This window comes from Virgibacillus siamensis (assembly GCF_039522605.1).
Lineage (GTDB): Bacteria > Bacillota > Bacilli > Bacillales > Amphibacillaceae > Lentibacillus > Lentibacillus siamensis.
The window spans coordinates 1-22,935 of record NZ_BAAADS010000001.1; the positions used below are offsets into that span (position 1 = coordinate 1).

At 42.2% G+C, this 22,935-nt stretch carries 19 protein-coding genes, 1 riboswitch and 1 other annotated feature; of the genes, 6 read left to right on the forward strand and 13 right to left on the reverse strand.

Annotation, left to right across the window (positions count from 1 at the left end):
- Positions 1-352 precede the first annotated feature (352 nt).
- The gene (locus ABD010_RS00005) at positions 353-658 is read right to left on the reverse strand and encodes a rhodanese-like domain-containing protein (RefSeq protein ID WP_343809144.1); all 306 of its coding nucleotides are present in this window, start codon (positions 656-658) and stop codon (positions 353-355) included.
- Between the two features lie 112 nt (positions 659-770).
- On the opposite strand from ABD010_RS00005, the gene ABD010_RS00010 reads away from it, so the two are divergent.
- Positions 771-1,529 carry a hypothetical protein gene (locus ABD010_RS00010; protein WP_343809145.1) on the forward strand — a complete coding sequence of 253 codons (759 nt, stop codon included), beginning with the start codon at positions 771-773 and terminating at the stop codon, positions 1,527-1,529.
- A gap of 110 nt (positions 1,530-1,639) precedes the next feature.
- Here the strand turns inward: ABD010_RS00010 and leuS are convergent, their stop codons facing one another.
- Positions 1,640-4,057 (reverse strand): leucine--tRNA ligase, encoded by a 2,418-nt coding sequence (leuS, locus tag ABD010_RS00015; RefSeq protein WP_343809146.1) that lies wholly within the window; start codon positions 4,055-4,057, stop codon positions 1,640-1,642.
- Between the two features lie 118 nt (positions 4,058-4,175).
- Positions 4,176-4,388: a binding site (T-box leader), on the reverse strand.
- Between the two features lie 124 nt (positions 4,389-4,512).
- On the opposite strand from leuS, the gene mnmM reads away from it, so the two are divergent.
- Complete coding sequence (mnmM, locus tag ABD010_RS00020) at positions 4,513-5,082, forward strand: tRNA 5-(aminomethyl)-2-thiouridylate-methyltransferase MnmM (RefSeq protein ID WP_343809147.1); 570 nt, start codon at positions 4,513-4,515, stop codon at positions 5,080-5,082.
- Here mnmM and ABD010_RS00025 read toward each other — a convergent pair.
- Positions 5,079-6,146, reverse strand: coding sequence for a tetraprenyl-beta-curcumene synthase family protein (locus ABD010_RS00025; protein WP_343809148.1), 1,068 nt, complete (start codon positions 6,144-6,146; stop codon positions 5,079-5,081). The genes mnmM and ABD010_RS00025 overlap by 4 nt on opposite strands.
- A gap of 87 nt (positions 6,147-6,233) precedes the next feature.
- On the opposite strand from ABD010_RS00025, the gene ABD010_RS00030 reads away from it, so the two are divergent.
- Complete coding sequence (locus tag ABD010_RS00030; protein WP_343809149.1) at positions 6,234-6,761, forward strand: gamma carbonic anhydrase; 528 nt, start codon at positions 6,234-6,236, stop codon at positions 6,759-6,761.
- A 210-nt stretch (positions 6,762-6,971) separates the two neighbouring features.
- On the opposite strand, the gene asnB is transcribed toward ABD010_RS00030, so the two are convergent.
- Together asnB and metK are read right to left on the reverse strand one after the other, a co-directional pair.
- Positions 6,972-8,876 (reverse strand): asparagine synthase (glutamine-hydrolyzing), encoded by a 1,905-nt coding sequence (gene asnB / locus ABD010_RS00035; RefSeq protein WP_343810141.1) that lies wholly within the window; start codon positions 8,874-8,876, stop codon positions 6,972-6,974.
- A 154-nt stretch (positions 8,877-9,030) separates the two neighbouring features.
- Positions 9,031-10,233: a methionine adenosyltransferase gene (gene metK / locus ABD010_RS00040; RefSeq protein ID WP_343809150.1), complete on the reverse strand. Its 1,203-nt coding sequence runs from the start codon at positions 10,231-10,233 to the stop codon at positions 9,031-9,033.
- 130 nt (positions 10,234-10,363) lie between these two features.
- Positions 10,364-10,471: riboswitch (SAM riboswitch) on the reverse strand.
- A 210-nt stretch (positions 10,472-10,681) separates the two neighbouring features.
- Here metK and pckA point away from each other — a divergent pair.
- The 3 genes from pckA to ABD010_RS00055 all read left to right on the forward strand — a co-directional run bounded on the left by pckA (position 10,682) and on the right by ABD010_RS00055 (position 14,117).
- Positions 10,682-12,271: a phosphoenolpyruvate carboxykinase (ATP) gene (pckA, locus tag ABD010_RS00045; protein ID WP_343809151.1), complete on the forward strand. Its 1,590-nt coding sequence runs from the start codon at positions 10,682-10,684 to the stop codon at positions 12,269-12,271.
- A 240-nt stretch (positions 12,272-12,511) separates the two neighbouring features.
- Entirely contained in the window at positions 12,512-13,321 is an 810-nt protein-coding gene (locus tag ABD010_RS00050; RefSeq protein ID WP_343809152.1) for an ABC transporter ATP-binding protein, read from the forward strand.
- Positions 13,308-14,117, forward strand: a complete 810-nt coding sequence (locus ABD010_RS00055; RefSeq protein WP_343809153.1) for an ABC transporter permease — start codon at positions 13,308-13,310, stop codon at positions 14,115-14,117. Before ABD010_RS00050 ends, ABD010_RS00055 begins: the two co-directional genes overlap by 14 nt.
- 30 nt (positions 14,118-14,147) lie before the next feature.
- On the opposite strand, the gene ytkD is transcribed toward ABD010_RS00055, so the two are convergent.
- The 8 genes from ytkD to menD all read right to left on the reverse strand — a co-directional run bounded on the left by ytkD (position 14,148) and on the right by menD (position 22,935).
- Positions 14,148-14,609: an RNA deprotection pyrophosphohydrolase gene (gene ytkD, locus ABD010_RS00060; protein ID WP_343809154.1), complete on the reverse strand. Its 462-nt coding sequence runs from the start codon at positions 14,607-14,609 to the stop codon at positions 14,148-14,150.
- 33 nt (positions 14,610-14,642) lie between these two features.
- Positions 14,643-15,248, reverse strand: a complete 606-nt coding sequence (locus ABD010_RS00065) for a hypothetical protein (protein WP_343809155.1) — start codon at positions 15,246-15,248, stop codon at positions 14,643-14,645.
- A 142-nt stretch (positions 15,249-15,390) separates the two neighbouring features.
- Entirely contained in the window at positions 15,391-15,711 is a 321-nt protein-coding gene (locus ABD010_RS00070; protein ID WP_343809156.1) for a hydrolase, read from the reverse strand.
- 104 nt (positions 15,712-15,815) lie between these two features.
- Complete coding sequence (locus tag ABD010_RS00075) at positions 15,816-16,658, reverse strand: ABC transporter ATP-binding protein (protein ID WP_343809157.1); 843 nt, start codon at positions 16,656-16,658, stop codon at positions 15,816-15,818.
- 346 nt (positions 16,659-17,004) lie between these two features.
- Entirely contained in the window at positions 17,005-18,522 is a 1,518-nt protein-coding gene (locus ABD010_RS00080; protein WP_343809158.1) for a mechanosensitive ion channel, read from the reverse strand.
- 78 nt (positions 18,523-18,600) lie between these two features.
- Positions 18,601-20,034 carry an o-succinylbenzoate--CoA ligase gene (locus ABD010_RS00085; RefSeq protein WP_343809159.1) on the reverse strand — a complete coding sequence of 478 codons (1,434 nt, stop codon included), beginning with the start codon at positions 20,032-20,034 and terminating at the stop codon, positions 18,601-18,603.
- Positions 20,035-20,172: 138 nt separating this feature from the next.
- A complete protein-coding gene (menH, locus tag ABD010_RS00090; RefSeq protein WP_343809160.1) occupies positions 20,173-20,973 on the reverse strand; it encodes a 2-succinyl-6-hydroxy-2,4-cyclohexadiene-1-carboxylate synthase in 801 nt (266 codons plus the stop codon).
- Positions 20,974-21,201: 228 nt separating this feature from the next.
- Positions 21,202-22,935, reverse strand: coding sequence for a 2-succinyl-5-enolpyruvyl-6-hydroxy-3-cyclohexene-1-carboxylic-acid synthase (gene menD / locus ABD010_RS00095; RefSeq protein WP_343809161.1), 1,734 nt, complete (start codon positions 22,933-22,935; stop codon positions 21,202-21,204).

The following is a 22,935-nucleotide window of genomic DNA, read 5'->3' on the forward strand; positions in this document are numbered from 1 at the left end:
GGGGAAAGCATTTGCTTTCGTCCTGTTTCACTTGACATACTGGTTGTTTTGTTCAGTTTTCAAAGAGCAAAAATGAAATCTATCGATAACATATAAATTGTATCATTGTTGATAATGTTTGTCAACACAACATTTTTCAACATTTTTTAGGGCTGTTTTTCAACAGCAAAATCAATATTACTCTCCACAGATAAAAATGTCAATGGTCTTTTTTTAAAATGGAAGAAAGCGTATAGATTTAGAAATCACGCTTTCCACACATCATTTTTAAATGCTGCCTGATAAAGGATTCTTAAATGACATCAGTCCGGAATCCCCAAAACTTCAGGCGGTGTAAAACAACACCAGCGATTCACACAACCACTTCACCTTTCCAATCAAGCATCCCGCCTGCCATACTTGATACCTTATAACCATGCTCATCCATAAAGGCTGCTGCCATCATACTTCTTCTACCTGATCTGCATACCATGATGTAATGCTTCTCTTCATCCAGTTCCTGCAATGAATGTGGTATATTTTCAAGTTTAATGTGTTTGGCACCATCTATCATTCCCTGGGCAACTTCATCGTCTTCCCGCACGTCAATAATTACATCGCGTTCATTCCCCAGCAGTTCTTCTACCTCTTCGGGGGTTATTTCATTTATTTCATCCATTGCGATCATCCTCCGTATAAAAATATTCCCTACTTATCATAACTTCTGGAATGAATAGCTTGCAACTATATAACACAAAATACACTAACCATACAAAGTGAGGTTTTATCCTATGAAATTTCTCATCAGTAAAATATGCTTCATTCTGCTTTTGTTCCTGACGACAACGGTGACAATAAATGCCGCAGAAGATACGGTTAAAGTACCATCCCCTAAACAACTCCTCGAATTCAACGAGGATCTGACAGGTGACGGGCGAAAGGAATCCATTGTCCTTAAAGGTGTCAAATTTTCAATGGAAACAGATTACCTTAAGGATGCGTGGGTGGAAATTCAACTGGAAAACAATAAAAAACGGAAAATTCCATATGATGGCGGATATAATCCCAACTTGGAGTTTCTGGATTTGAATCATGATAAGGTACTGGACATATTTTATCGAAGTGAGGGGCAGGGTGGATTGCACAATCAAGCATTACACACCCTGTCAAATGGGGAACTTAAAGAAATCCAATTACCTGTCCAGCGTTATGTAAAAGCCTATTTTACAGATGGTTTTCGATTGGAAGTTAAACTCTCACCTGAACAAAAACCATATATTACCAATGTAAAAAAGCGGGCTTCAGATTATATTCAGAAAGGAATTTATAATAAACAGGGAAAACTTCTGACAGATGGCTCTGTAGTAATGGAACCAATCAATAGGTATGAGCCGGTGTTTATCAATAAACAAAAAGGATACGGATTGAAAAGCTACCAGCAAATTAATGGCACCGGACATACTGATACCATCGGAAGCATTGAAACGCTGTGGTATTATGAAAACGACAACTGGCTTATCTTAAAAACCAAATGGATACCATCCCGTTAGGAAATTTGGCTTATCAACTATTCCTAACCAAACGCATGTAGAAGAAAGCTTTATCTCAATAAACGTAAAAAGGATCTCCTTCGCATGAAGTGCGAAGAGATCCATTTTAATTAATTTGCCACAATATTTACCAGCTTTCCTGGTACAACGATTACTTTACGAATCGTTTTTCCTTCAATCCATTCCTGAATTTTTTCATGTTCAAGCGCGTGTTTTTCCAAGTCATCTTTTGAGATATCTTTTGGAACGTTTATTTTTGCCCTGACTTTGCCCATTACCTGTAACACAACCTCAGCCTCTTCTTCAACCAGTTTGGATTCGTCATATTGGGGCCACTCTTCAAAGGAAACTGTTCTTGGATGTCCAAGACGGTTCCACAGTTCCTCCGACAGATGTGGTGCAACTGGTGACAGCATTTTTACAAAGCCTTCCACATGTTGTTTATTTAATTTATCTGCTTTATACCCTTCATTTATGAATACCATCAACTGGGAAATTCCAGTATTGAAATGCAGGTTACCGAAATCTTCGGTTACTTTTTTAACTGTCTCATGATATACCTTATCAAACGACTCATCACCATTACCTTCAACTATTTTATCGGAAATTTCGGCTGTATCTTCATTCACAATCAGCCGCCAAACGCGTTCCAAAAAGCGACGAGAACCATCCAGGCCGTTTGTTGACCAGGCAACTGCAGCATCAAGCGGTCCCATGAACATTTCGTACAGACGGAGTGTATCCGCACCGTGCGAATGAATAATATCGTCGGGATTCACAACATTTCCCTTCGATTTACTCATTTTCTCGTGACCCTCACCAAGGATCATACCTTGGTTAAACAATTTCATAAATGGTTCTTTTGTTGGAACAACGCCAATATCATACAAGAATTTATGCCAGAACCGTGCATACAGCAGATGAAGTACAGCGTGTTCAGCACCACCGATATATATATCGACCGGCAGCCATTCCCGCAATGCTTCAGGATCAGCAAGCTGTTCTGTATTGTCCGGGTCGATAAATCGCAGGAAATACCAGCAGCTTCCCGCCCATTGCGGCATTGTGCTTGTTTCACGCCGGCCCTTCATCCCGGTTTCCGGATCAGTGACATTAACCCAATCACTGTTGGCCAGCGGTGATTCACCGGTTCCGGACGGCTTAATATTATCCATCTCCGGCAGTTCCAGCGGCAGTTCGTCTTCAGGGACCGTTGTCATGGAGCCGTCTTCCCAATGAATGACCGGAATCGGTTCACCCCAGTAGCGTTGTCTCGCAAAAAGCCAATCACGCAGACGATACGTAACCTTTTTCTCTCCCTTGCCAGATTCCTCAAGCCAGCTGATCATTTTGCTTATTGCTTCCTCTTTTCCAAGACCATTGAGAAATTCTGAATTAACATGCTCGCCGTCACCAACATAAGGTTCTTTCGAAATATCACCACCTGCAACAACTTCCGTAATCGGCAGGTCAAATTTCGTTGCAAACTCATAATCACGCTCATCATGTGCCGGTACCGCCATTATTGCACCGGTTCCATAGGACATCAGAACGTAGTCAGCAACCCAGATCGGGACCTTTTTATTATTCACCGGGTTTATTGCATAAGCACCGGTAAATACTCCTGTTTTATCTTTAGCTAAGTCTGTCCGCTCCAGTTCGGATTTTGTCTGGATATCGTTTAAATATGAATCCACTGCATCCTTTTGCTTGGCAGTAACGATTTTTTCCACATACGGATGCTCTGGGGCAAAGACTGCATACGTTGCACCAAACAGTGTATCTGGTCTCGTTGTGAAGACGGTGAATGTCTCATCAAAACCATCAATGGAGAAATTCACTTCTGCACCTTCCGAACGTCCAATCCAATTTCGCTGCATATCTTTAATGCTGTCCGGCCAGTCAAGTTCATCCAGGTCTTCCAGAAGTCGGTCTGCATAAGCGGTGATTTTCAACATCCACTGTTTCATCGGTTTACGGACAACCGGGTGCCCGCCGCGTTCACTTTTGCCATCAATCACTTCCTCATTGGCCAGAACTGTGCCAAGCGCCGGGCACCAGTTCACCGCCACCTCATCCATGTAAGCAAGGCCATGTTCATACAGCTTGGTAAAAATCCACTGGGTCCATTTATAATAGTTCGGATCTGTTGTATTTATTTCACGATCCCAATCATATGAAAAGCCAAGTTCCTTAATCTGGCGTTTAAATGTCTCAATATTTTTATCTGTAAAAGCTGCAGGACTGTTGCCGGTATCCAGTGCATACTGTTCAGCAGGAAGTCCAAATGCATCCCACCCCATAGGATGCAGCACTTCATATCCTTGCATCCGCTTCATACGCGAATAAATATCTGTGGCCGTATATCCTTCCGGGTGACCAACATGCAATCCGGCACCTGATGGATATGGAAACATGTCAAGTGCATATACTTTTTCCTTGTTTGAATACGTATCTGTCTTAAATGTTTTATTTTTTTCCCAATACTGCTGCCATTTCTTTTCAATTTCCTTATGGTTGAATGTCATCAAGATTGCCTCCTTCATCGATTGAAAAAACCAGTCAGATAGGCTGAAGTTTTTTCATAAGGTCTGCTGAACCTACTCATTATGACGTTATAAAAAAAGCCACCCATCCCTGTTATTAAAAAGGGACGAGAGACTATGCTTCCCGCGGTACCACCCGAATTAACGCTGAATGAGCGTTCACTTGGATCCTTAACGCAGAATTACGGCAGGAACTACTTTCTTCATCCCTGCAGCTTAAAGGTGAGTTCATAAATCCTCAGGGGCAGTTCACACCAGCCACTGCCTCGCTTAACCTGAACAATTCACTACTAATCCTTTGCAACGCCGATACTATATGTATATCGCATTTTAATCAATGTGTGCCGCTTTGTCAAGATTTGGGACACAATCTTTCGCCGCACGAAAATTTCGTGATAGAATAAATGATAGTATTATACAGAGGAGCGAACCTATCCATGATAAAAGGAATTATTAATTATTCCCATTACTTGCTTGAAACCGCTGTTGAAAAGGGCGATACTGTCATCGATGCGACGTGTGGAAACGGTCATGACACCCTCTTTCTGTCAAAATTGGTCGGAGAAACAGGGCACGTTTTCGGGTTTGATATACAGGAACAGGCTGTCATCAACACACAGAACAGACTTACGAAAAACCGCCTGACCAACACCGATATCATTCAGGACAGCCACAGCAATTTTATCCATCATATTCCCGTCGATAAACTGACGAGACTAGGCGGGGCTATTTTTAACCTGGGTTATTTGCCGGGTAGTGATAAATCGATCATTACCCGAAGTGAATCAACCATACTTGCGATTGAAGGGATTCTTTCCCACCTGAAACAGAACGGGCTGGTCGTGCTCGTTATTTACCATGGACACGAAGGCGGTACGGAAGAAAAAGAACAGCTAATGAGATATACCCGGCTGCTGGATCAAAAAATGTTTCATGTACTGTATTACGGATTCATTAACCAGAAAAATGATCCACCCTTCATTCTCGCCATTCAGAAACGAAATTAATTGATTCTTTTCAGGCGATAATAGACCTTGGTATTCCAATGAAAAAACCAGGTGCTTCCGCCACTGATGCGCAAAAGCTGTTTGGTCATTTTTTGCCCGCCGGACAGCTTGCTTGCTTTCGGATCTCCAAGATAGAGTCCAATTAACCCTTGTTGCACCATTTCATGGAAACGGGGATCCGGCAGGTTGCGGGTCTGATTGTTCGCCTGTTCGATAAAAAATGCAAGACGGCTTCTCATATACGCTTGATTGTCATAAAAACTGCAGAAATTCAAATCCGCTTCCTCGATATCCTCCTGCTGATCAATGTAGTAATCCAACAGTATGTGAAGACCCTGCATATAGGGAAAATAACCCCGTCGGATTCGTTCAGCCAGTTCTGCCGGAATCCTTCTTCCAAGTGAATACGATACCAGACAAAAGATACCTAACGTTGATCCTGCCGCTGCTGAAAATTCATACCAGGACAATTTTGCCTGACCCCCGCATTCTTCCTGATACCATTTCTGTAACCGTGGAATTCGTTCTTCCGGCCTGACATGCTTATGTACCTGCAAATCACAGTACAACTGATTCAAACGCAACAGATGATCATATATTTCTTCATAGTTGTCCAATGTGCTGATTATTTTCCGGCATGTTTGAACCAAGTCTGTCAAATAGGAATGATCAGCCCGCTCGTCACGCAGCCTGTAATAATCCTGCATGTCATTTTCAGGAACCAATGCATCAACCATGGACTGATGTAACAGCCGAAAATCATCCGGATCAAGTGATGTGCTTCTGTCACAAAGGTTGTCCAAATAATCACTGATTGTCTGATATGCCACGATAAAGCGAATTGCCTCTCTCCATTTATCACCAGCCAAAAGAGCGTACACTGCCCCCCCTTGACAGTGGAACCGTTTCGTTTCCAAGCTGGCAAGTGCCTGAGTTTGCAGCTCCTGATCCGGAATAGTTGCCGCTCGTTTTTTCCAGTAGTCCAATTCCTGTTTGACTGCCGGGAAAACCTTCCAATATACATTTACCATTAATCTCAATGATGTTTTTGGTAGACCCAACATTGCTCCTCCGTTCTTGACTATCCTTCGATTTCCATTTTAACATTCTGCTATAATACATATATGACCATATTTTGGAGGGGGTTTCAAATGATTCATCATTATAAAAATGTAAAACCATCGATAGACAACTCTGTGTTTATCGCCCATGATGCCGAAATAATCGGCGATGTGACAATCGATGAACAGGCCAGTATCTGGTTCAAAACCGTTATACGGGGGGATGTTGCCCCGGTCCGGATTGGCAAACGTGTCAGCATCCAGGATTTATCGATGCTGCACCAGAGCCCTGGCAGCCCGGTAATTGTTGAAGATGATGTAACGGTCGGCCACCAGGTTACACTACACGGCTGCACTGTCCGTAAAAATGCTTTAATAGGCATGGGGACACTCATCCTGGATGGAGCTGAAATCGGCGAGCATGCATTTGTCGGAGCAGGAAGTCTCGTCCCGCCCGGCAAAAAAATCCCGCCGCATTCACTTGTAATGGGTCGTCCCGCTAAAGTCGTTCGCTCTTTAACAAACGCTGACTATACAGAAATGAAACGCGTCCTGCAATCCTACGTGGAAAAAGGTCAATATTATAAACAGAATACAAATCTGGGACAGAACTTTTAGCATTTAATCATCACTAGTATTGCTGCTATGCAGTTGAAAATGCTGCGGGGATTCCTTTAATTTAATTTTAGTACGGCGGATTTCCCCCAATGTACGGCGGTGGGACCATAGTTCTTGCTTCACATTAAATGGTATTCCTATGTATAAATACCGTACATAAGAAAACAGGCGACAACGGTTCAAAGGCCGTGTCGCCTGTTTTTTTAATACTTATTGCGTAATCGCTTCGATAGCACTGTCCGGTTTGCTTAGTTCCTCAACATCAAATTTGTTTTCAATATTAATTTGATGCCACAGCATAAACATAAGCACCGTCCAGATTTTTCTACTGTAATCACCTCTGCCCTGACAATGCGCATCAAGCAAATTCAGCACGTAATCTTTATGCAGCAAATGATCTGTCTCACTTTCCTGAATAAGCTGTTTTGCCCACCCGTTAAGTTCATTTTTCAGCCAATGACGGATCGGGACCGGGAACCCAAGCTTTTTACGGTCAAGCACATGATCAGGGATAATCCCACGTGATGCCTCTCGTAAAATACTTTTCGTCGTTCCATTGGCAATTTTCATATCGACCGGAATTTCACTAGCCACATCAAATACTTTTTTATCCAGGAATGGCACTCGTAATTCCAGTGAATTTGCCATGGTCATTTTATCTGCTTTCAGTAAAATATCCCCGCGCATCCACGTGTGAATGTCCACATACTGCATCTGATTCACAAGCGGATAGTCACTAACCTGGTCATATAGTTTTTCTGTCACCTGCTGATAGGAGACATTTTCATTATATGTCTTTAACAAAGCACGTTTTTCCGTATCCTCAAACATTTTCGCATTTCCGATGTAGCGGTTACGGAGCGGTGTTGTTCCGCGTTCCAGAAAGCTTTTGCCGCGTACGCCCTCCGGAATCGCTTCTGCCACCCGGGCAAGCAATGACTTTGCCGGAGTCGGTATCGTATTGAACACTTTCAAAGATTCCGGTTCACGGTAAATATTGTAGCCGCCGAATAATTCATCAGATCCTTCTCCGGAAAGGACCACCGTTACATGTTTACGGGCTTCGCGGGCAAGGAAATATAACGGGACACACGCCGGATCAGCCAGTGGATCGTCCATATGCCACATGATTTTGGGCAGTTTCTCCACATACTCCTCTGGTGAAATGATGTAGGAGATATTCTCTACATCCAGCTTATCTGCTGTCTCTTTTGCAACGTCAATTTCTGAAAATCCTTCCCGTTCAAAGCCGACGGAAAACGTCTTGATATTCGGGTTGAATTTTTTGGCCATCGCCACAATAATTGTTGAATCAATTCCGCCGGATAAAAATGATCCAACCGGAACATCGCTTCGCATATGAACGTTGACGGAATCGTACATGACATCCTGAATTCGGTTGATCCAGTCATTTTTCTCCATTAACACCGGATTAAACGTTGCGTGCCAATACCGGGAAAATTCCAATGCCTGTCCCGGTTTTTTTACAAAATAATGGCCAGGCTCAACTTTTTTTATGCCTGTTGTCATTGTCAATGGCTCCGGAACAAACTGGAAGCTTAAATAATGCTGCAGTGCTTCTTCGCTAACTTCTTCATTTTCCATCATTAACGTAATGCTTTTTTTCTCCGACGCAAAAAAAGTCCCTTCTTCTGACTCTTTATAAAATAATGGCTTGATGCCAAATGGATCACGCGCACCATAAAGTGTTTGCTGCTCTTTATCCCAAACCAGGATAGAAAACATTCCCCTCAAGTATTGAAACGCATTCTCCTTATGTTTGGAAAATAATGCGGCAATTACTTCGGTATCGGATTCGGTGGAAAATGTGTATCCTTCTTTCACCAAATCCTCACGTAATTCAACATAGTTATAAATTTCACCATTAAAAATAAGCCAGCTTTTTTCATCATCATAGCTCAATGGCTGCTGACCGGTTTCAATATCAATAATACTCAGGCGCCTGAACCCGAAAGATACGTATTCATCGTGATAGTACCCCTCATCATCGGGACCTCTATGTGTCATAATGCTGTTTTGTTTTATAAATTGTTTATGCTGATCATCGTTTAAATTCTCAGGTTTATTTCGCAGTACTCCAATAAAACCACACATCGCTTTTGCCTCGCTTTCATTCATGTTGAACCCTTAAGATTATATCATAAAAGATGAGTCTTGACGAAAGCATATGTTGTTTTTAACCACCATAAGTACATGTTAGAAAACTTGGTTGTACTGTAAAAAAAAGAGGTGCAATCAAGCACCCCCGTTACCCTTCTTTTACAATAGCCTGCAGTTCTTCAACTTTATCGGTTTTCTCCCATGGGAATAAAATATCTGTTCTGCCGAAATGGCCATATGCAGCTGTGTTTCGATAGATTGGACGCTGCAGATCCAGCATCCGTATAATCCCTGCCGGCCGCAGATCAAATATTTTTCGTGTTGCGGCTTCTAGCTCTGCTTCATCAACCGTACCGGTGCCAAATGTATTAACAGAAATTGATACCGGCTCGGCAACACCAATTGCATACGCCAGTTGAACTTCACATGTTTTAGCAAGCTGTGCCGCCACAATATTTTTGGCGACATAACGGGCTGCATACGATGCAGACCGATCTACCTTGGTGGAATCCTTACCACTAAAAGCACCGCCACCGTGTCTGGCATATCCACCATATGTGTCGACAATGATCTTACGTCCTGTCAGTCCAGCATCACCCTGTGGCCCGCCAATCACGAACCTTCCCGTCGGATTGATGAAAAAATTGGTTGATTCATCAAGCAAATCAGCTGGAACAATCGGCTGGATTACGTACTTAATCAAGTCCTTTTCAATTTGATCCGTTTGTATATCCTGATGATGCTGCGTTGAAATCACGATGGTATTTACTTTTACCGGATTATCGTTTTCATCATATTCCACTGTCACCTGTGTTTTCCCATCCGGACGCAAATAATCCAAAATATTTTCTTTACGCACATCTGCCAGCCGCTTTGATAATTTATGCGCAAGGGAAATTGGCAATGGCATTAATTCTTCCGTCTGATCACAGGCAAAACCGAACATCAGCCCCTGATCGCCTGCACCAATGGAGGCAATTTCTTCATCGGTTTTCTCCCCCTGTCGTGTTTCGTACGCCGTATCAACCCCGCCGGCAATATCTGCTGACTGCTCGTCAATAGCGGTCAGCACTGCACATGTTTCCGCATCAAATCCGAACTTCGCACGTGTGTAGCCAATGTCTTTAATGGTTTGACGGACAATTGCAGGAATATCTACATATGTAGTAGTAGAAATCTCCCCCGAAACCAACACTAAGCCTGTAGTTACTGTTGTCTCACAGGCCACCCGTGCATTGGGATCATTTTTTAATATTTCGTCCAAAATGGCATCGGATATCTGATCACAAATTTTATCAGGATGCCCCTCTGTAACAGATTCTGATGTAAATAAACGACGATTTGCAGCCATTTGGCTAAGTCCTCCCTTAAAAAGTAGTACGGAAAACTGTCTATTCAGTGTATGTTTATGTTTAAATAAAGTTAGAAAAAATAAAAAACCTTTCCCGCAATCATGAGGAAAGGAATTGTGAAGCCTTTCGCTCTTATTGTCCAAGGATAAATCCTTGCTTCAGGTTAGCACCTTTTCACATTATGTGACGGTTGCTGGGCTTCATGGGGTCTGTCCCTCCACCAACTCTGAATAAGAGAGTTTCCGCTCGAAAAACATAATAACGGAAAAACACTGTCATGTCAATCGTTTACATTAGGGTAACACACTTGACACGAAAAGTTCATATAAATATTCGTATAATTAGTATGGACTAATTTTATGAATGTGTTATACTAAACAAACAGATTTACAACTTATCATTAAACTGTACATTAATAAAAATCCATCATAAAGGAAGGTATCACAAATGAATGCGGTGGAACAATCAAAAATGATTAAAGAATTACTTTCACATGATAACCTGCAAAATAATCTTTCTGCACCTCAGCTTGTTGAAAAAATTCTGGGACGTGAGGAGGGTACTCTGTCCGCATCAGGGGCAATTCGTGCGACCACCGGAAAATATACCGGACGGTCCCCAAAAGATAAGTTCATCGTTCGGGATGAGACAACTAGGGACGTTATAGACTGGGGAATCGTAAATCAGGAAATTGATGAGGCTTCTTTTGATAACCTTTACAAAAAAGTGGTTGACTATTTAAAGGATCGAAACGAGTTATATCGCTTCCAGGGCTATGCCGGCGCAGACACAAATTATCGGTTGCCAATTGAAGTTTTCAATGAATATGCCTGGCATAATCTGTTCTCCAGACAGTTATTTATTGAACCGACAAAGGAAGAATTAAAAACACATCAATCTGGATTCACCGTCGTATCTGCTCCTACATACAAAGCAGATCCGGAAATCGATGGAACGAATTCTGAAACATTTATTCTTGTCTCATTTAAACAGCGCATTGTTTTGATTGGCGGTACAGAATACGCCGGGGAAATTAAAAAATCAATTTTTTCCGTGATGAATTTTCTGCTTCCCCAACGTGACATATTATCAATGCACTGCTCCGCCAATGTTGGTCAGGAAGGTGATGTTGCATTATTTTTCGGGCTTTCCGGAACCGGTAAGACAACACTTTCCGCAGACCCATACCGTCGCCTGATTGGCGATGATGAACATGGTTGGAGCACAAATGGTGTATTCAATATTGAAGGTGGCTGTTATGCGAAGTGTATCAATCTGTCACAGGAAAAAGAACCGCAAATATACGATGCAATTCGTTTCGGATCCGTGCTGGAAAACGTCATACTCCACGAAGAATCACGTCAGCCGGACTATGATGACACATCGTTGACAGAAAACACCCGCGCTGCCTATACGCTAAACAACATTGATAATATTGTTTCACCAAGTGTTGCCGGCCACCCGAACACGATTATTTTCCTGACTGCTGATGCGTCCGGCACATTGCCGCCAATCAGCAGATTAACCAAAGAACAGGCGATGTATCATTTTTTAAGTGGATACACCAGTAAACTTGCCGGTACGGAACGAGGTGTAACCGATCCACAGGCAACGTTCTCAGCATGCTTCGGTTCACCATTTCTGCCGCTCAAACCAGCGACATACGCTGAAATGCTAGGGGAAAAAATTGATTTGTATAATACAAGTGTATTTTTGGTTAACACCGGCTGGACTGGTGGATCATATGGAATCGGCAAACGGATGAAACTATCGTATACCCGTGCTATGGTCCATTCAGCGCTTGAAGGAGAACTGAACTCAGCTGAAACAACAAGCGATGATATTTTCGGGCTGGAAATCCCTATGCACGTCCCCGGTGTTCCAGATGAAGTACTGATTCCGAAACAAACATGGGATGATAAGGGAGCGTATGAAAAAGAAGCACAAACGCTTGCCATGAAATTCCATGAAAACTTCAAGCAGTTCACCCATGTAAGTGATGCAATAAGGAATGCGGGTCCGTTATATCGGGGTTAATACGAATCGTTTCCTCATCCCACAAGGATTTTTATATATGAAGGAAAAATATCATCAGCCAAGTGCTGATAACGGTCTCTTTTTAAAGAGACCGTTTTTTAATTTCTCTATAGGCAATCACACATTTGTTCCACGAAGCATAGGTTATGACATCACATATCACGTTCGGTTATGCACCCGGAACAACGTTCACTCAAACAACCGCCGAGTAACCGGGTTGAAACTAAGGAGGAGAAACAAATGTCATTTCTTACCTTAGATAATATATCACATTACTATTTCACTAAAAGTTCATTCACCAAAGTGCTGGATAACGTTTACTTCAAGGTAGATGAAGGTGAAATCGTAGCAGTCCTCGGCCAAAGAAGTTGCGGTAAGTCAACATTGCTTTCGATCTTATCCGGTATCATCCATCCAACAGAAGGTAAAATCCTGCTGAACCGGAAACCACTGAACCACTCTGAACGTACAATCGGTTGCATGCTGCAAAAAGATTACCTGTTTCCCTGGAAATCAATAATGGATAACGTACTGCTCGGTCCGAAAATCAGTGGTCATCTGTCAGACAAAACCAGGCAGGCAGCATCTGACCTTCTGTGTGATGTTGGTGTACCGGATATTGGCGATAAATATCCCGCTTCCCTATCCGATGAGATACGTCAGCGAGTTGCGTTGGTCCGAACACTGATGACAGATCCGAAAATTATCCTGTTAGATGAACCGTTTTCGAGCCTGGATTACCAGGCAAATGTCAAACTGGAAGACCTTATTTCAAAAATGCTTAAAGCCCGCCATAAAACAACACTGCTGGCAACGCATGATATTGGTGAAGCGATTGCCTTAAGTGATCGGATTATTGTCATGGATGCCAAGCCCGGTTCAGTTGCCAAGATATTTAATGTACCAATTGAGCTTCGTGAAGAACGACCGATTCTGGTCCGCAGACATCCGAAATATCTGCTGCTTTTTGATAAAATTTGGGAAATACTGGAGTCAAAAGAAATAAGCTTTACAGAAGCTAAGGTGGTGCAGCCTTATGAAGGAAACTGAAGCTGACTTTCAACTTTTTAAAAGGTTTAAACAAAACCAAAACCGTAAAAAAATAATTGTACTATCATGGCAGATTATGGTGTTGGTTAGCTTTTTCCTTCTTTGGGAACTTGCCAGTAGAATGTATTGGATTGATCCATTTATTTGCAGCTCCCCGTCCCAAATCACTGCGTTCCTTTTTGGCAACGGCTCGAGTGAATTCGTGCTGATACACCTCAGGACAACATTGCTTGAGACAGCTGCCGGAATAATCATCGGTACAATTAGCGGCATCCTAACAGCCAGAGCACTTTGGACATCTTTTCGATTTTCCACCGTAATGAATTCTGGCCTAATCATCATGAAAGCCATGCCTATATGGGCCCTGGGACCAATTATCATCATTGTCCTCTGGCCGGATTATGGCGCAATCATAACCATAGGGGCTGTCTTCTCGGCAATCACTACGTCGTCCATTGTTTATTCAGCATTCAAAGCGGTCGATGACAACTATATAAAATTATTAAAAAGTTTTGGTGCAACGCGTGGGGAAATTTTTAAGGAAGCTGTTTTTCCTGCCGCGCTGCCAACAGTGATTTCAACATTGAAGATAAATATCCTTATTTCCTGGATCGGAATTATTATCGGGGAGTTTCTTGTTTCAAAAGGGGGACTCGGTTATTTGATAAGTTACGGAACCCGGGTAAATGATTTCACGCTTATCCTGGCCAGTGTGCTTCTAATTGCAGTATCTGCTGCTATCATGTATGGAATTGTTGAGCGAACTGAACACTGGCTGCTCCAAAAAATTAAATAAAAAAAGAGACTGACAACGGCAACAGCCTCTTTATATATTCAAGTGTTTCATACAATGAATCAGCACACCATCTTTCATTATAAAACTGTACAATTCATTTGTTTCAACATTATCAGGAATTGAATGCAACAGAACCGGGCCATTGGTTTCATAATATGTCTCCTGTTCAGTCAATTCACCAATATCAGCAAAGTAAACATTTTTTATCACATTACCGGCCTTACCCGCCACAAAATATTGAGCGAGATACCGAATTTCACTGATGGTTCCACCAGTTTCCTCCATAACTTCGCGAATGGCTGCATCCAGTGCCGATTCGCCCGGCTCTACTTTTCCACCCGGGAACTCAAGACCACGATCTTTATGCCTTGTCAGTAACCATTTTCCATTATAGTTGCAGATAATCCAAACATGCATCGGTTTTTTGGAGAATGGATGGTCATCAAATGATAATTTTACTTTATTGTGATAATAATCTTTAAAAGTGTACATTAATAATTTCAACTGCTTTCGTGTTCATTTACGTTATTTATGCAGGATATTCGTTATCATCCATTTATCCTTATAGGTGAACTCGAATACCACCGTATATGCTCCGTATAATTCGCTTTTATTTTGCTGAACCACCTGTACTACATTTTCATCCTTACGTATCATATCATAGTTGCGGTTTTTCTGAAACCAGGCCGGTGTCTCAGTTGGAATAACATACAATCCGTCTGCTTTTTCTTTAAAATAAAAATCCACGTATTTGGACGCTGTTTTTCTGGTGGCTATGTTCTCAAATTCATCCAATAATGTTTCTTTTGAATCGTAATGAACTACCTTGTTATGCTTATCCAATTCCTGCACCAGAATATCCCTGAACCTGTCTGTTAGAGAAACGATTGTATCACGGGAGATTTTCTTTTTACCTACTTCATTTGTTCCATTCTTTTCTGAAACCTTTTCATCCAATTTTTGAAATGCTTGTACCTTCTCGATGCTTGTTATGGAAGCTTTATGACTTTTACCGTCCTTAACAGCTGCTGCAGTCTGCATATTGGCTGTCTGAATCATAAGCAATAATGGTAAAATAAGTGCACTGCAAAAAATCCATTTTTTGAAATTTGACGAATGATTTTTCTTCACTGCTGCTTCCTCCCTTGTATTTTATGTATAGGATGAAACTGGTAATACTATTCCTTTTTTTGAGATTTATAAACGTATTAGTAAAATCGGATAATCAGCTAAAAAAGAACAGGATCTTCCAACCCTGTTCTTCCGCTGCAAGTTACATATGATTTTCTGATAATACTCCCATATTGACAATATGTTCTTTTGTCGCTTCATTACCCAAATCATAAATCATCCGGAATGCATCTGTTATTCCCTCATCATAATCATCATTTGCCTGATCATGATGGTATGGCCGTATCGGTACATGTGCTCTGAAGAAGCCATTGAAATCAGCATCATTCATACGATCCAGCTTTGCCCGCAGCATTTGTGCTTCTTCCCACGTGGCATAGATAACAAAATCCGCATTATTTCCGTATTCAATACGTGAAATTTCCTGACTTGCCATATTGACATAATATTTTTTTCTTTCCATGCTGCACCTCCCATTCTTAATTTGCCTAAGAATTAAAAATGAATGTACAGAAAAACCCATTAACCGGTTTATTGCCGATTAATGGGCATATCATTTTAAACAAATTAATTAAGCGCGGTCTGTGATGTACCAGTCCCGGTTCCTGCACCATTCGCATAGATACATCTGCCTCTACCATGCGGAATACACATCGGGGTGCCGAACATGGGATCAAAGGTCACGTCACATTTCATCTGGAAAACCTCATGGACAAGATTACATGTTACAATCTCTTCCGGTTTTCCTTGTGCAAAAACCTGCTTATCCCTGATAGCCACAATATGATGTGCGTACCGACAGGCAAGGTTCAGGTCATGCAGTACCATTACAACAGTACGTCCGTCTTTCTCGTTTAACTCGAACAATAAATCGAGTACATCGATTTGATGTGTCATATCCAAGTACGTTGTTGGTTCATCAAGTAAAATAGTGTCTGTATCCTGTGCGAGCGTCATCGCAATCCATGCACGCTGGCGTTGTCCGCCCGAAAGCGAATCAACCGTGCGATCTTGTAAATAAGCCATATTTGTTACATCAAGTGCTTTATTAACCGCCTGGTCATCATCTTTGGACCATTGTTTCAGAAATCCACGGTATGGATGACGACCCTGTTTGACAAGTTCCAATACCGTTAACCCTTCAGGTGTTACCGGACTCTGCGGAAGAATGGCAAGTTTTTGTGCCACTTCCTTTGTTCGCATTTTGGCGATATCTTCACCATTCAGCACAATATCGCCGCCTTTGGGTTTCAAAAGACGGGCTAATGAACGTAGTAAAGTAGATTTTCCACAACCATTACCACCAATAAATACTGTTATTTCACCTTTTGGAATTGATATGTCCAAATCATCTATTATGATATCGTCGCCATAGCCAAGCGTTAAATCCTTCGCTGCCAACGTCTGCATATTGGAATCTCTCCCTGTGTCATTCTTCTTTGCATTTGAAAAATCAGGCTAATTTTCATCATTATGCTTATTAGCCAATGTGCATACAGAAGACGGTCTATCTTTGTTTACCTAACAAACATACAAATGTAGCTGAATGTATGTACTTACTTTTTTACATCTTCTATATACAGTTTATTTGCTTTGGAAGGATAAGTCAATGACTTTGAGAATCATTTTCAATGAAAAATTAAAATTTCAGAAAATGTCCGAACAACTGTTTCTGGAGTAAAAAGGATTTTTCCTCTTTTTAACCGTCAAAAAAGAGCATCTGCATTATATGCAGATGCTCTTCCAATATTCCACATTATTCATTGTCTTTTACTTTTGTTTCATCCAGCGTACGGTCAAACTTAGCTAAATGCTTGCTTGCAAATTCTTTTCCGCCAAGACCGAATGCAAGACCAAACGCTAGGGCAAGTCCTCCAAGGATCAGGATGAACGCTGACGTAACAATGGATGTTGCAATACCAAGTTGTGAAAGTGCCATAAACCCTGCCAATACGATAATCGCGTATTTTGCAAAAGTGGCCAGAATCCTAATTGCCGGTCCGGTCAGCACATTTACAAGCACTTTTTCAACAATGCCTGCCACAATTAATGCAATACCCAAAATAAGGACCGCAGCCAGAACATTTGGCAGATAGGCTGTAATCGCTGAAGCAATATCAACCAGGAATACAAGTCCAATCAGATTTAATGCCTGCACCGCCAGAAAAAATACAATGAGTATCTGAACAATGTACCCGACAAGTGCTGAAGGTTTCATATTCGATTCAGAGGCATTCATATTACCTAATTGAATTTTAGCTGCCAGTCCGTCAAAACCAAGGCGCTGTAGTAAATCCGCAACAAATTCGCCAACAAATTTACCAAGCCACACACCCACTAGAATAAGTGCAGCAGCAATTAGAATATTCGGGATCATATTCATGATCTCATTCAGCATGGATATTGCCGGATCCGTAATTCCAGTCAGTTCAAGCTTTTCCAACGCTGCAATGGTTATTGGAATCATGATCAGAATGAATACAAGATTCCCGACAAATGCGGCAAGACTTGTTCCTTCAAATACCTTTTGCAGCCGCAGTTTAATGACCAAGCCCTCGGAACCCAATGCCTTCAAGAGATTAACAATGATTCCTTTAATAATTTTTGCTAGGAACCAGCCGACAACAAAGATTAATGCAGCAGCTATCAATCTCGGAATGAAAGCAAGTACTGTTGCCAGCAATCCGCTGAACGGCTCTGATACACCCTCGATACTCAGCGCATCAAGCACACCTGGGATGAATAGTAACAGAATCAGATAAAATGCTACTTTACCTGCTGTTTCAATCGTTCTATCGGCATTATCTTCGTCTGCTGAAATCTTTAACTTGGAAAATAATTTCTGCAGATTTGCCTTCTTACCCCCGGTAACGACGAGCCACTGAATAACGCTGGCCAGTACAAAAGCAAGCAGAAGAATTAATGCTGCTTTTAAAACTGTCGGGATAAATGCAAAGAATGTTGAAATCAAGTCAGATAAAGGATTTGCGATCATATTAAGGTTTAACAAATTAAAGAAAATGATAAACACGATGATCAGCAATATGTAATAAACCACTTTGCTAACAATCTGGTTCGAGTTCAGCGGTTTATCACTTGTCCGAAATTTGTTGAACAACTTTTCATCCAAATCTGTTTTTCCAAGTCCCTTTTCAACGGCATTGGCAATAAGCTTCGCAATCAGCCAGCCAACAAGTAGTATGACAATTGCAATGACGAAATTTTGCAATCCCTGCATAAAATTTGCGGATAAATACTGATCGAAAAAGTTCATCAAAACTCCCCTTTCCTGAAATATAGTTATATATACCTTCAGGAGAGATTTTTAAACATTTTTCGATAAAAAATTGCATTATTCTGCCAAAAGGTCCAATAATTTAGCCCGGACAATTTTGTTGGAGGCATTTCGCGGAAGCTTGTCGATGAAATGAATTTCTTTCGGCAGTTTGTACTTGGCCAGGTGATTCTTCATAAATTCCATAATTTCTTCAGCAGTCGTTTCTCCGTTTTTCACGACAAATGCTACGGGAACCTGGCCCCATTCGTCACTTTTCACACCGACAACAGCGGCTTCCCGAATGACATTAAGTCTGGAAAGTACCGTCTCAATTTCACTCGGATAAATATTTTCGCCACCGGATATAATTAAATCTTTTCTACGGTCAACAACATAAAGAAAACCATCATCATCTGTATATCCAAGATCGCCTGTTGCCAGCCAGCCGTCGACAAAAGTTCGTTCCGTCGCAGACTTGTTGTTGAAATATCCTTTTGTAACCATTGGCCCCTTTACTAAAATTTCACCGATTCCGTTCTCAGACGGGTCAATTTTTAGTTGCGCCGGGAATAATGGTTTTCCTGATGAGCCTGGTTTATCCAAAGCATGATCCGGACTCAGTGTCACGATTTGGGATGAAGTTTCGGTCATTCCAAAAGATTGAAATACCGGAATCTTATGAGTCCTGGCTTTTTCCAAAAGGGACCTTGATGCAGGACCTCCACCAAGCAATACACTTCTGAATTTATCCGGGTAGGTTTGACTGCCAAGAGCGTCCGTCAATTTTTTCAGCATGACCGGTACTGCCGATGCAATCGTAATATCTTTTGTCAAAATTGCTTCGTTCACTTTGTTTGCATCAAATTTTTCCAGCAAATATGCCGGAATTCCATAAATTACACTGCGTAAAAAGATGGACAGCCCGCCGACATGAAAAATCGGCAAGACAGCCAACCACTTATCGTCTTTGTCCAGGCCGAAATTCAGCATGGAGGAAACTGCACTCCACCAGTGATTGCCGTATGTGTGCATGACCCCTTTCGGAAAGCCGGTTGTGCCTGATGTATAAATAATGGTAAATACATCATCCAGATTTAATTCCGTTTGCAGGAATACGTCTTTTTCCTCCAACTTTTTTATTTCTGAAAATGTGTATACGGAAGCATCCAGCTGCGGACCGTGTTCCTGTACCAGTACAAATGCAACATCGGCATCATGAATCTGGTAGTTCAATTCATTGTCGGTCAAACGCGTATTGAGCATAACGGCAACTGCCCCTAGGTAACTTAAAGCATGAACAGCAATTACCATATCACTATGGTTGGCTGATAAAACACCCACACGCGAACCAGTTGTAATCCCAAGCTGAGCCAACTTTTTGGCAAAATGCTGGCTTGATTCTTTAAGTTCTCGAAACGAAATGGCTAAGCCGTCCTCATGTTCAATTGCCATTTTACCCGGTGCAAGATCTGCCTGTTTGGTCAGCCAGTGTGGAATTGATTCAGACATTGGTTTATACCTCCTTTATAAAAATGGGATCAGCTATATTTTTTCATCGGAAAAGCCTTTGCCTAAATTCAGCAAAGGCCTCTCATCAACGTATTCAATCGGGAATTCACGGAAACTTTACCACTTTCACATGTACCATTATTTGGTCCTTAAAAATTCAGTTACTATTTTACCAAAAATCTGCGGTTGCTCCACATGAATTGCATGTCCAGCATTCTCAATTAGCCTCAGACTCGCTTGTTGCATGCGCTTTGCCATTTTTTTATTGATTCCGATAAATTTCTCATCATACGCTCCCGCCAGCAGTAAAACCGGCAGCTTCAACTCATGCAGTCTGCCCCACCAAGATGGCTGCTGCCCTGTTCCCATACTGCGGAGTGACATGGCGAGCCCTTCTGCTGATTGGTTTAACCGTTCATTCCGAATTTTTTGTCTCGTATCATTCAGCAATTTCTTTTGCGTATCGAACAGCGGAATGTTTTCCCAAAAATGAACAAATACTTCAATCCCATCCCGTTCGAGTCGTTTTGCGAGTTGCGTATCCCGGTTCCGGCGATCCATTCGCTCCTGTTCATACGAAAGACCGGGAGATGTACTTTCAAGCGTAAGTGAACACAGCTTTTCCGGGTAAAGCATCGCTAGCGATAATGCAGTTCTGCCGCCCATTGAATAACCAATCACATGAACTTTTCGAAGCGCGAGATGGTTGAACAGACTCACCAGGTCCGAGCAGCATTCTTCCATCGTCACCGGCCGGCTGTGCCTTGTTTTTCCGTGGCCCGGTAAATCAATTGTAATCACCTGAAATTCATGCTGCCACTGACGCACAAAACCGGACCAGGTTTCAGAACTTCCAGTGAACCCATGCAACAATACCACCGGTTCCCCTTCACCTGTTGTCTCGTACCAATAGGATGTATTACTTGTCGAAAAATACACCGAATCATTCCTTTATTTTCAACTGTTGTTTTTAACACAGAATCCATAAACCTGCGAAGTACGTTGACAAAAGTTGAGTGGTATAACACCGCTGCGGAAATACACCTCGCTTTCACTTTCGAGCATAAGTGAAAGCGAGTATATTCCAACGGCGTGGGCCGAAGTGCAACATGCTAATCGGAACTATGTCGCAGTTTCGTTCGATCACGAGATTATGAAGTGCAAAATTTACGAAGAGAGTTTTTTTAACAACTCTTTCGTAATAACTTCCCACTTTCCGCGATGCCAGTTCATGTTTTCCGTACGGTCTGTTTTTACTTCAATCACTGATAAACCATGATACCTGTAACTTGCTTCAAGCGCATCCTGTAATTCTCGGGTAGTCGATACGTGTGCATAAGTCCCGTCATACATCCCGACGATACGGCTGAAATCAACATTCATCGGTGTTCCGAATAGCGCTTCAAAATGCTGCTCATGATTCTTTTGCGGTAAAAATGAAAAAATCCCGCCACCATCGTTGTTAATCAGTAAAATGGTAATATTGATGTTGTATTGTTTGGCAGCGAGCAACCCGTTTGAATCATGGAAAAAAGACAAATCCCCAAGCAGCAAGGCAGTCGGTTCACCAGATGCCGCTGCACCAAGACCACTCGAAACCAAACCATCGATACCATTAGCACCTCGGTTGGCCAAAATAGTTACCGATTTTGAGGTCGTCGCAAAAAAGGTATCCACATCTCGTATCGCCATGCTGTTGCCGACATACAGGTTTCCGCCTTCAGGGATGGTTTCCGCCAGAACCCTTACAGCACTACCTTCCGTCAGATCCTCTTCCTGGTTCAGCAGATGATGTTTGGCAATGTGATTCATCGACTGCCAAGAAGCAAGCCAACTTTCATCAGAAGTGTTCTTTTTAGCAGCAAGTTCTCTGCACAATTCAACCGCATCCGCATAAATAAACTGAGAGCGGTTGCCAGCTGGTTCCCGGTAACCCGCCTCCTGTTCGACAATGAACTGCGGAACGTCGCCATGTTCTTTCACATAAAAAAGATATGGTTTGGAAACAGGAATGGCACCGAAGCGGATAATATAATCAGGTTTCAGCTTTTGCCGGATTGTTTCATCCCTCAGAATTGCATCGTAGCCTTCCATAATGACGTCTTTATTATGCTTTCCGGCCCGGAGTTGTGAAAGCGGGTCAGCGAGAATCGGCAGCCCCCATGCAGATGCAAACTGTACAAGTGCCACGGCTAAATTATGGTCTGTGTGTGGACCGCACACGATGAGACCTTTCCCATACGGCTTTAACTGATCAAAAAGCTGTTCAGTCTGATTATCACGCAGCTTTCTTGAGCCGGTAAAAGTTGGATAGTAGGCATGACCAGTATGCTCACCCCACAAATTTTCCAGGGTGAAATCAGGTACAAGCGGTTCGCGGAACGGAAAATTCAAATGTACCGGACCGGCATTCCCCTCACTTGCGGTGTTGACAGCACGTGAGGCCTTACTTCGGACATAATGGAGCATGGTATCGTCCGCTTCAGGTAATGCCATCTCATGGAACCATTTCACATAATCACCATATAATTTCAATTGCCCGATTGCTTGGGGTGCACCCACATCTCTCAACTCATGTGGACGATCTGTTGTAAGAACAGCCAAAGGAACCCTGCTGTAATAAGCCTCGACAATAGCCGGAAAATAGTTGGCAGCTGCCGTCCCGGACGTACAGACAATTGCGACCGGCTGTTGTTTCTTTTTAGCCATCCCCAACGCAAAAAATGCAGCCGACCGTTCATCAAGAATCACCCACTGCGACATTTCCGGATGTTCGGAAAAAGTCATGGCAAGCGGTGTCGAGCGGGAACCCGGTGAAATAACCACATCCCTTAGTCCGCTAATGACAAGTTCATCCACAAAATTTGCCGTATAACGAGTCAGTTTTTCTGTGTGATTCAT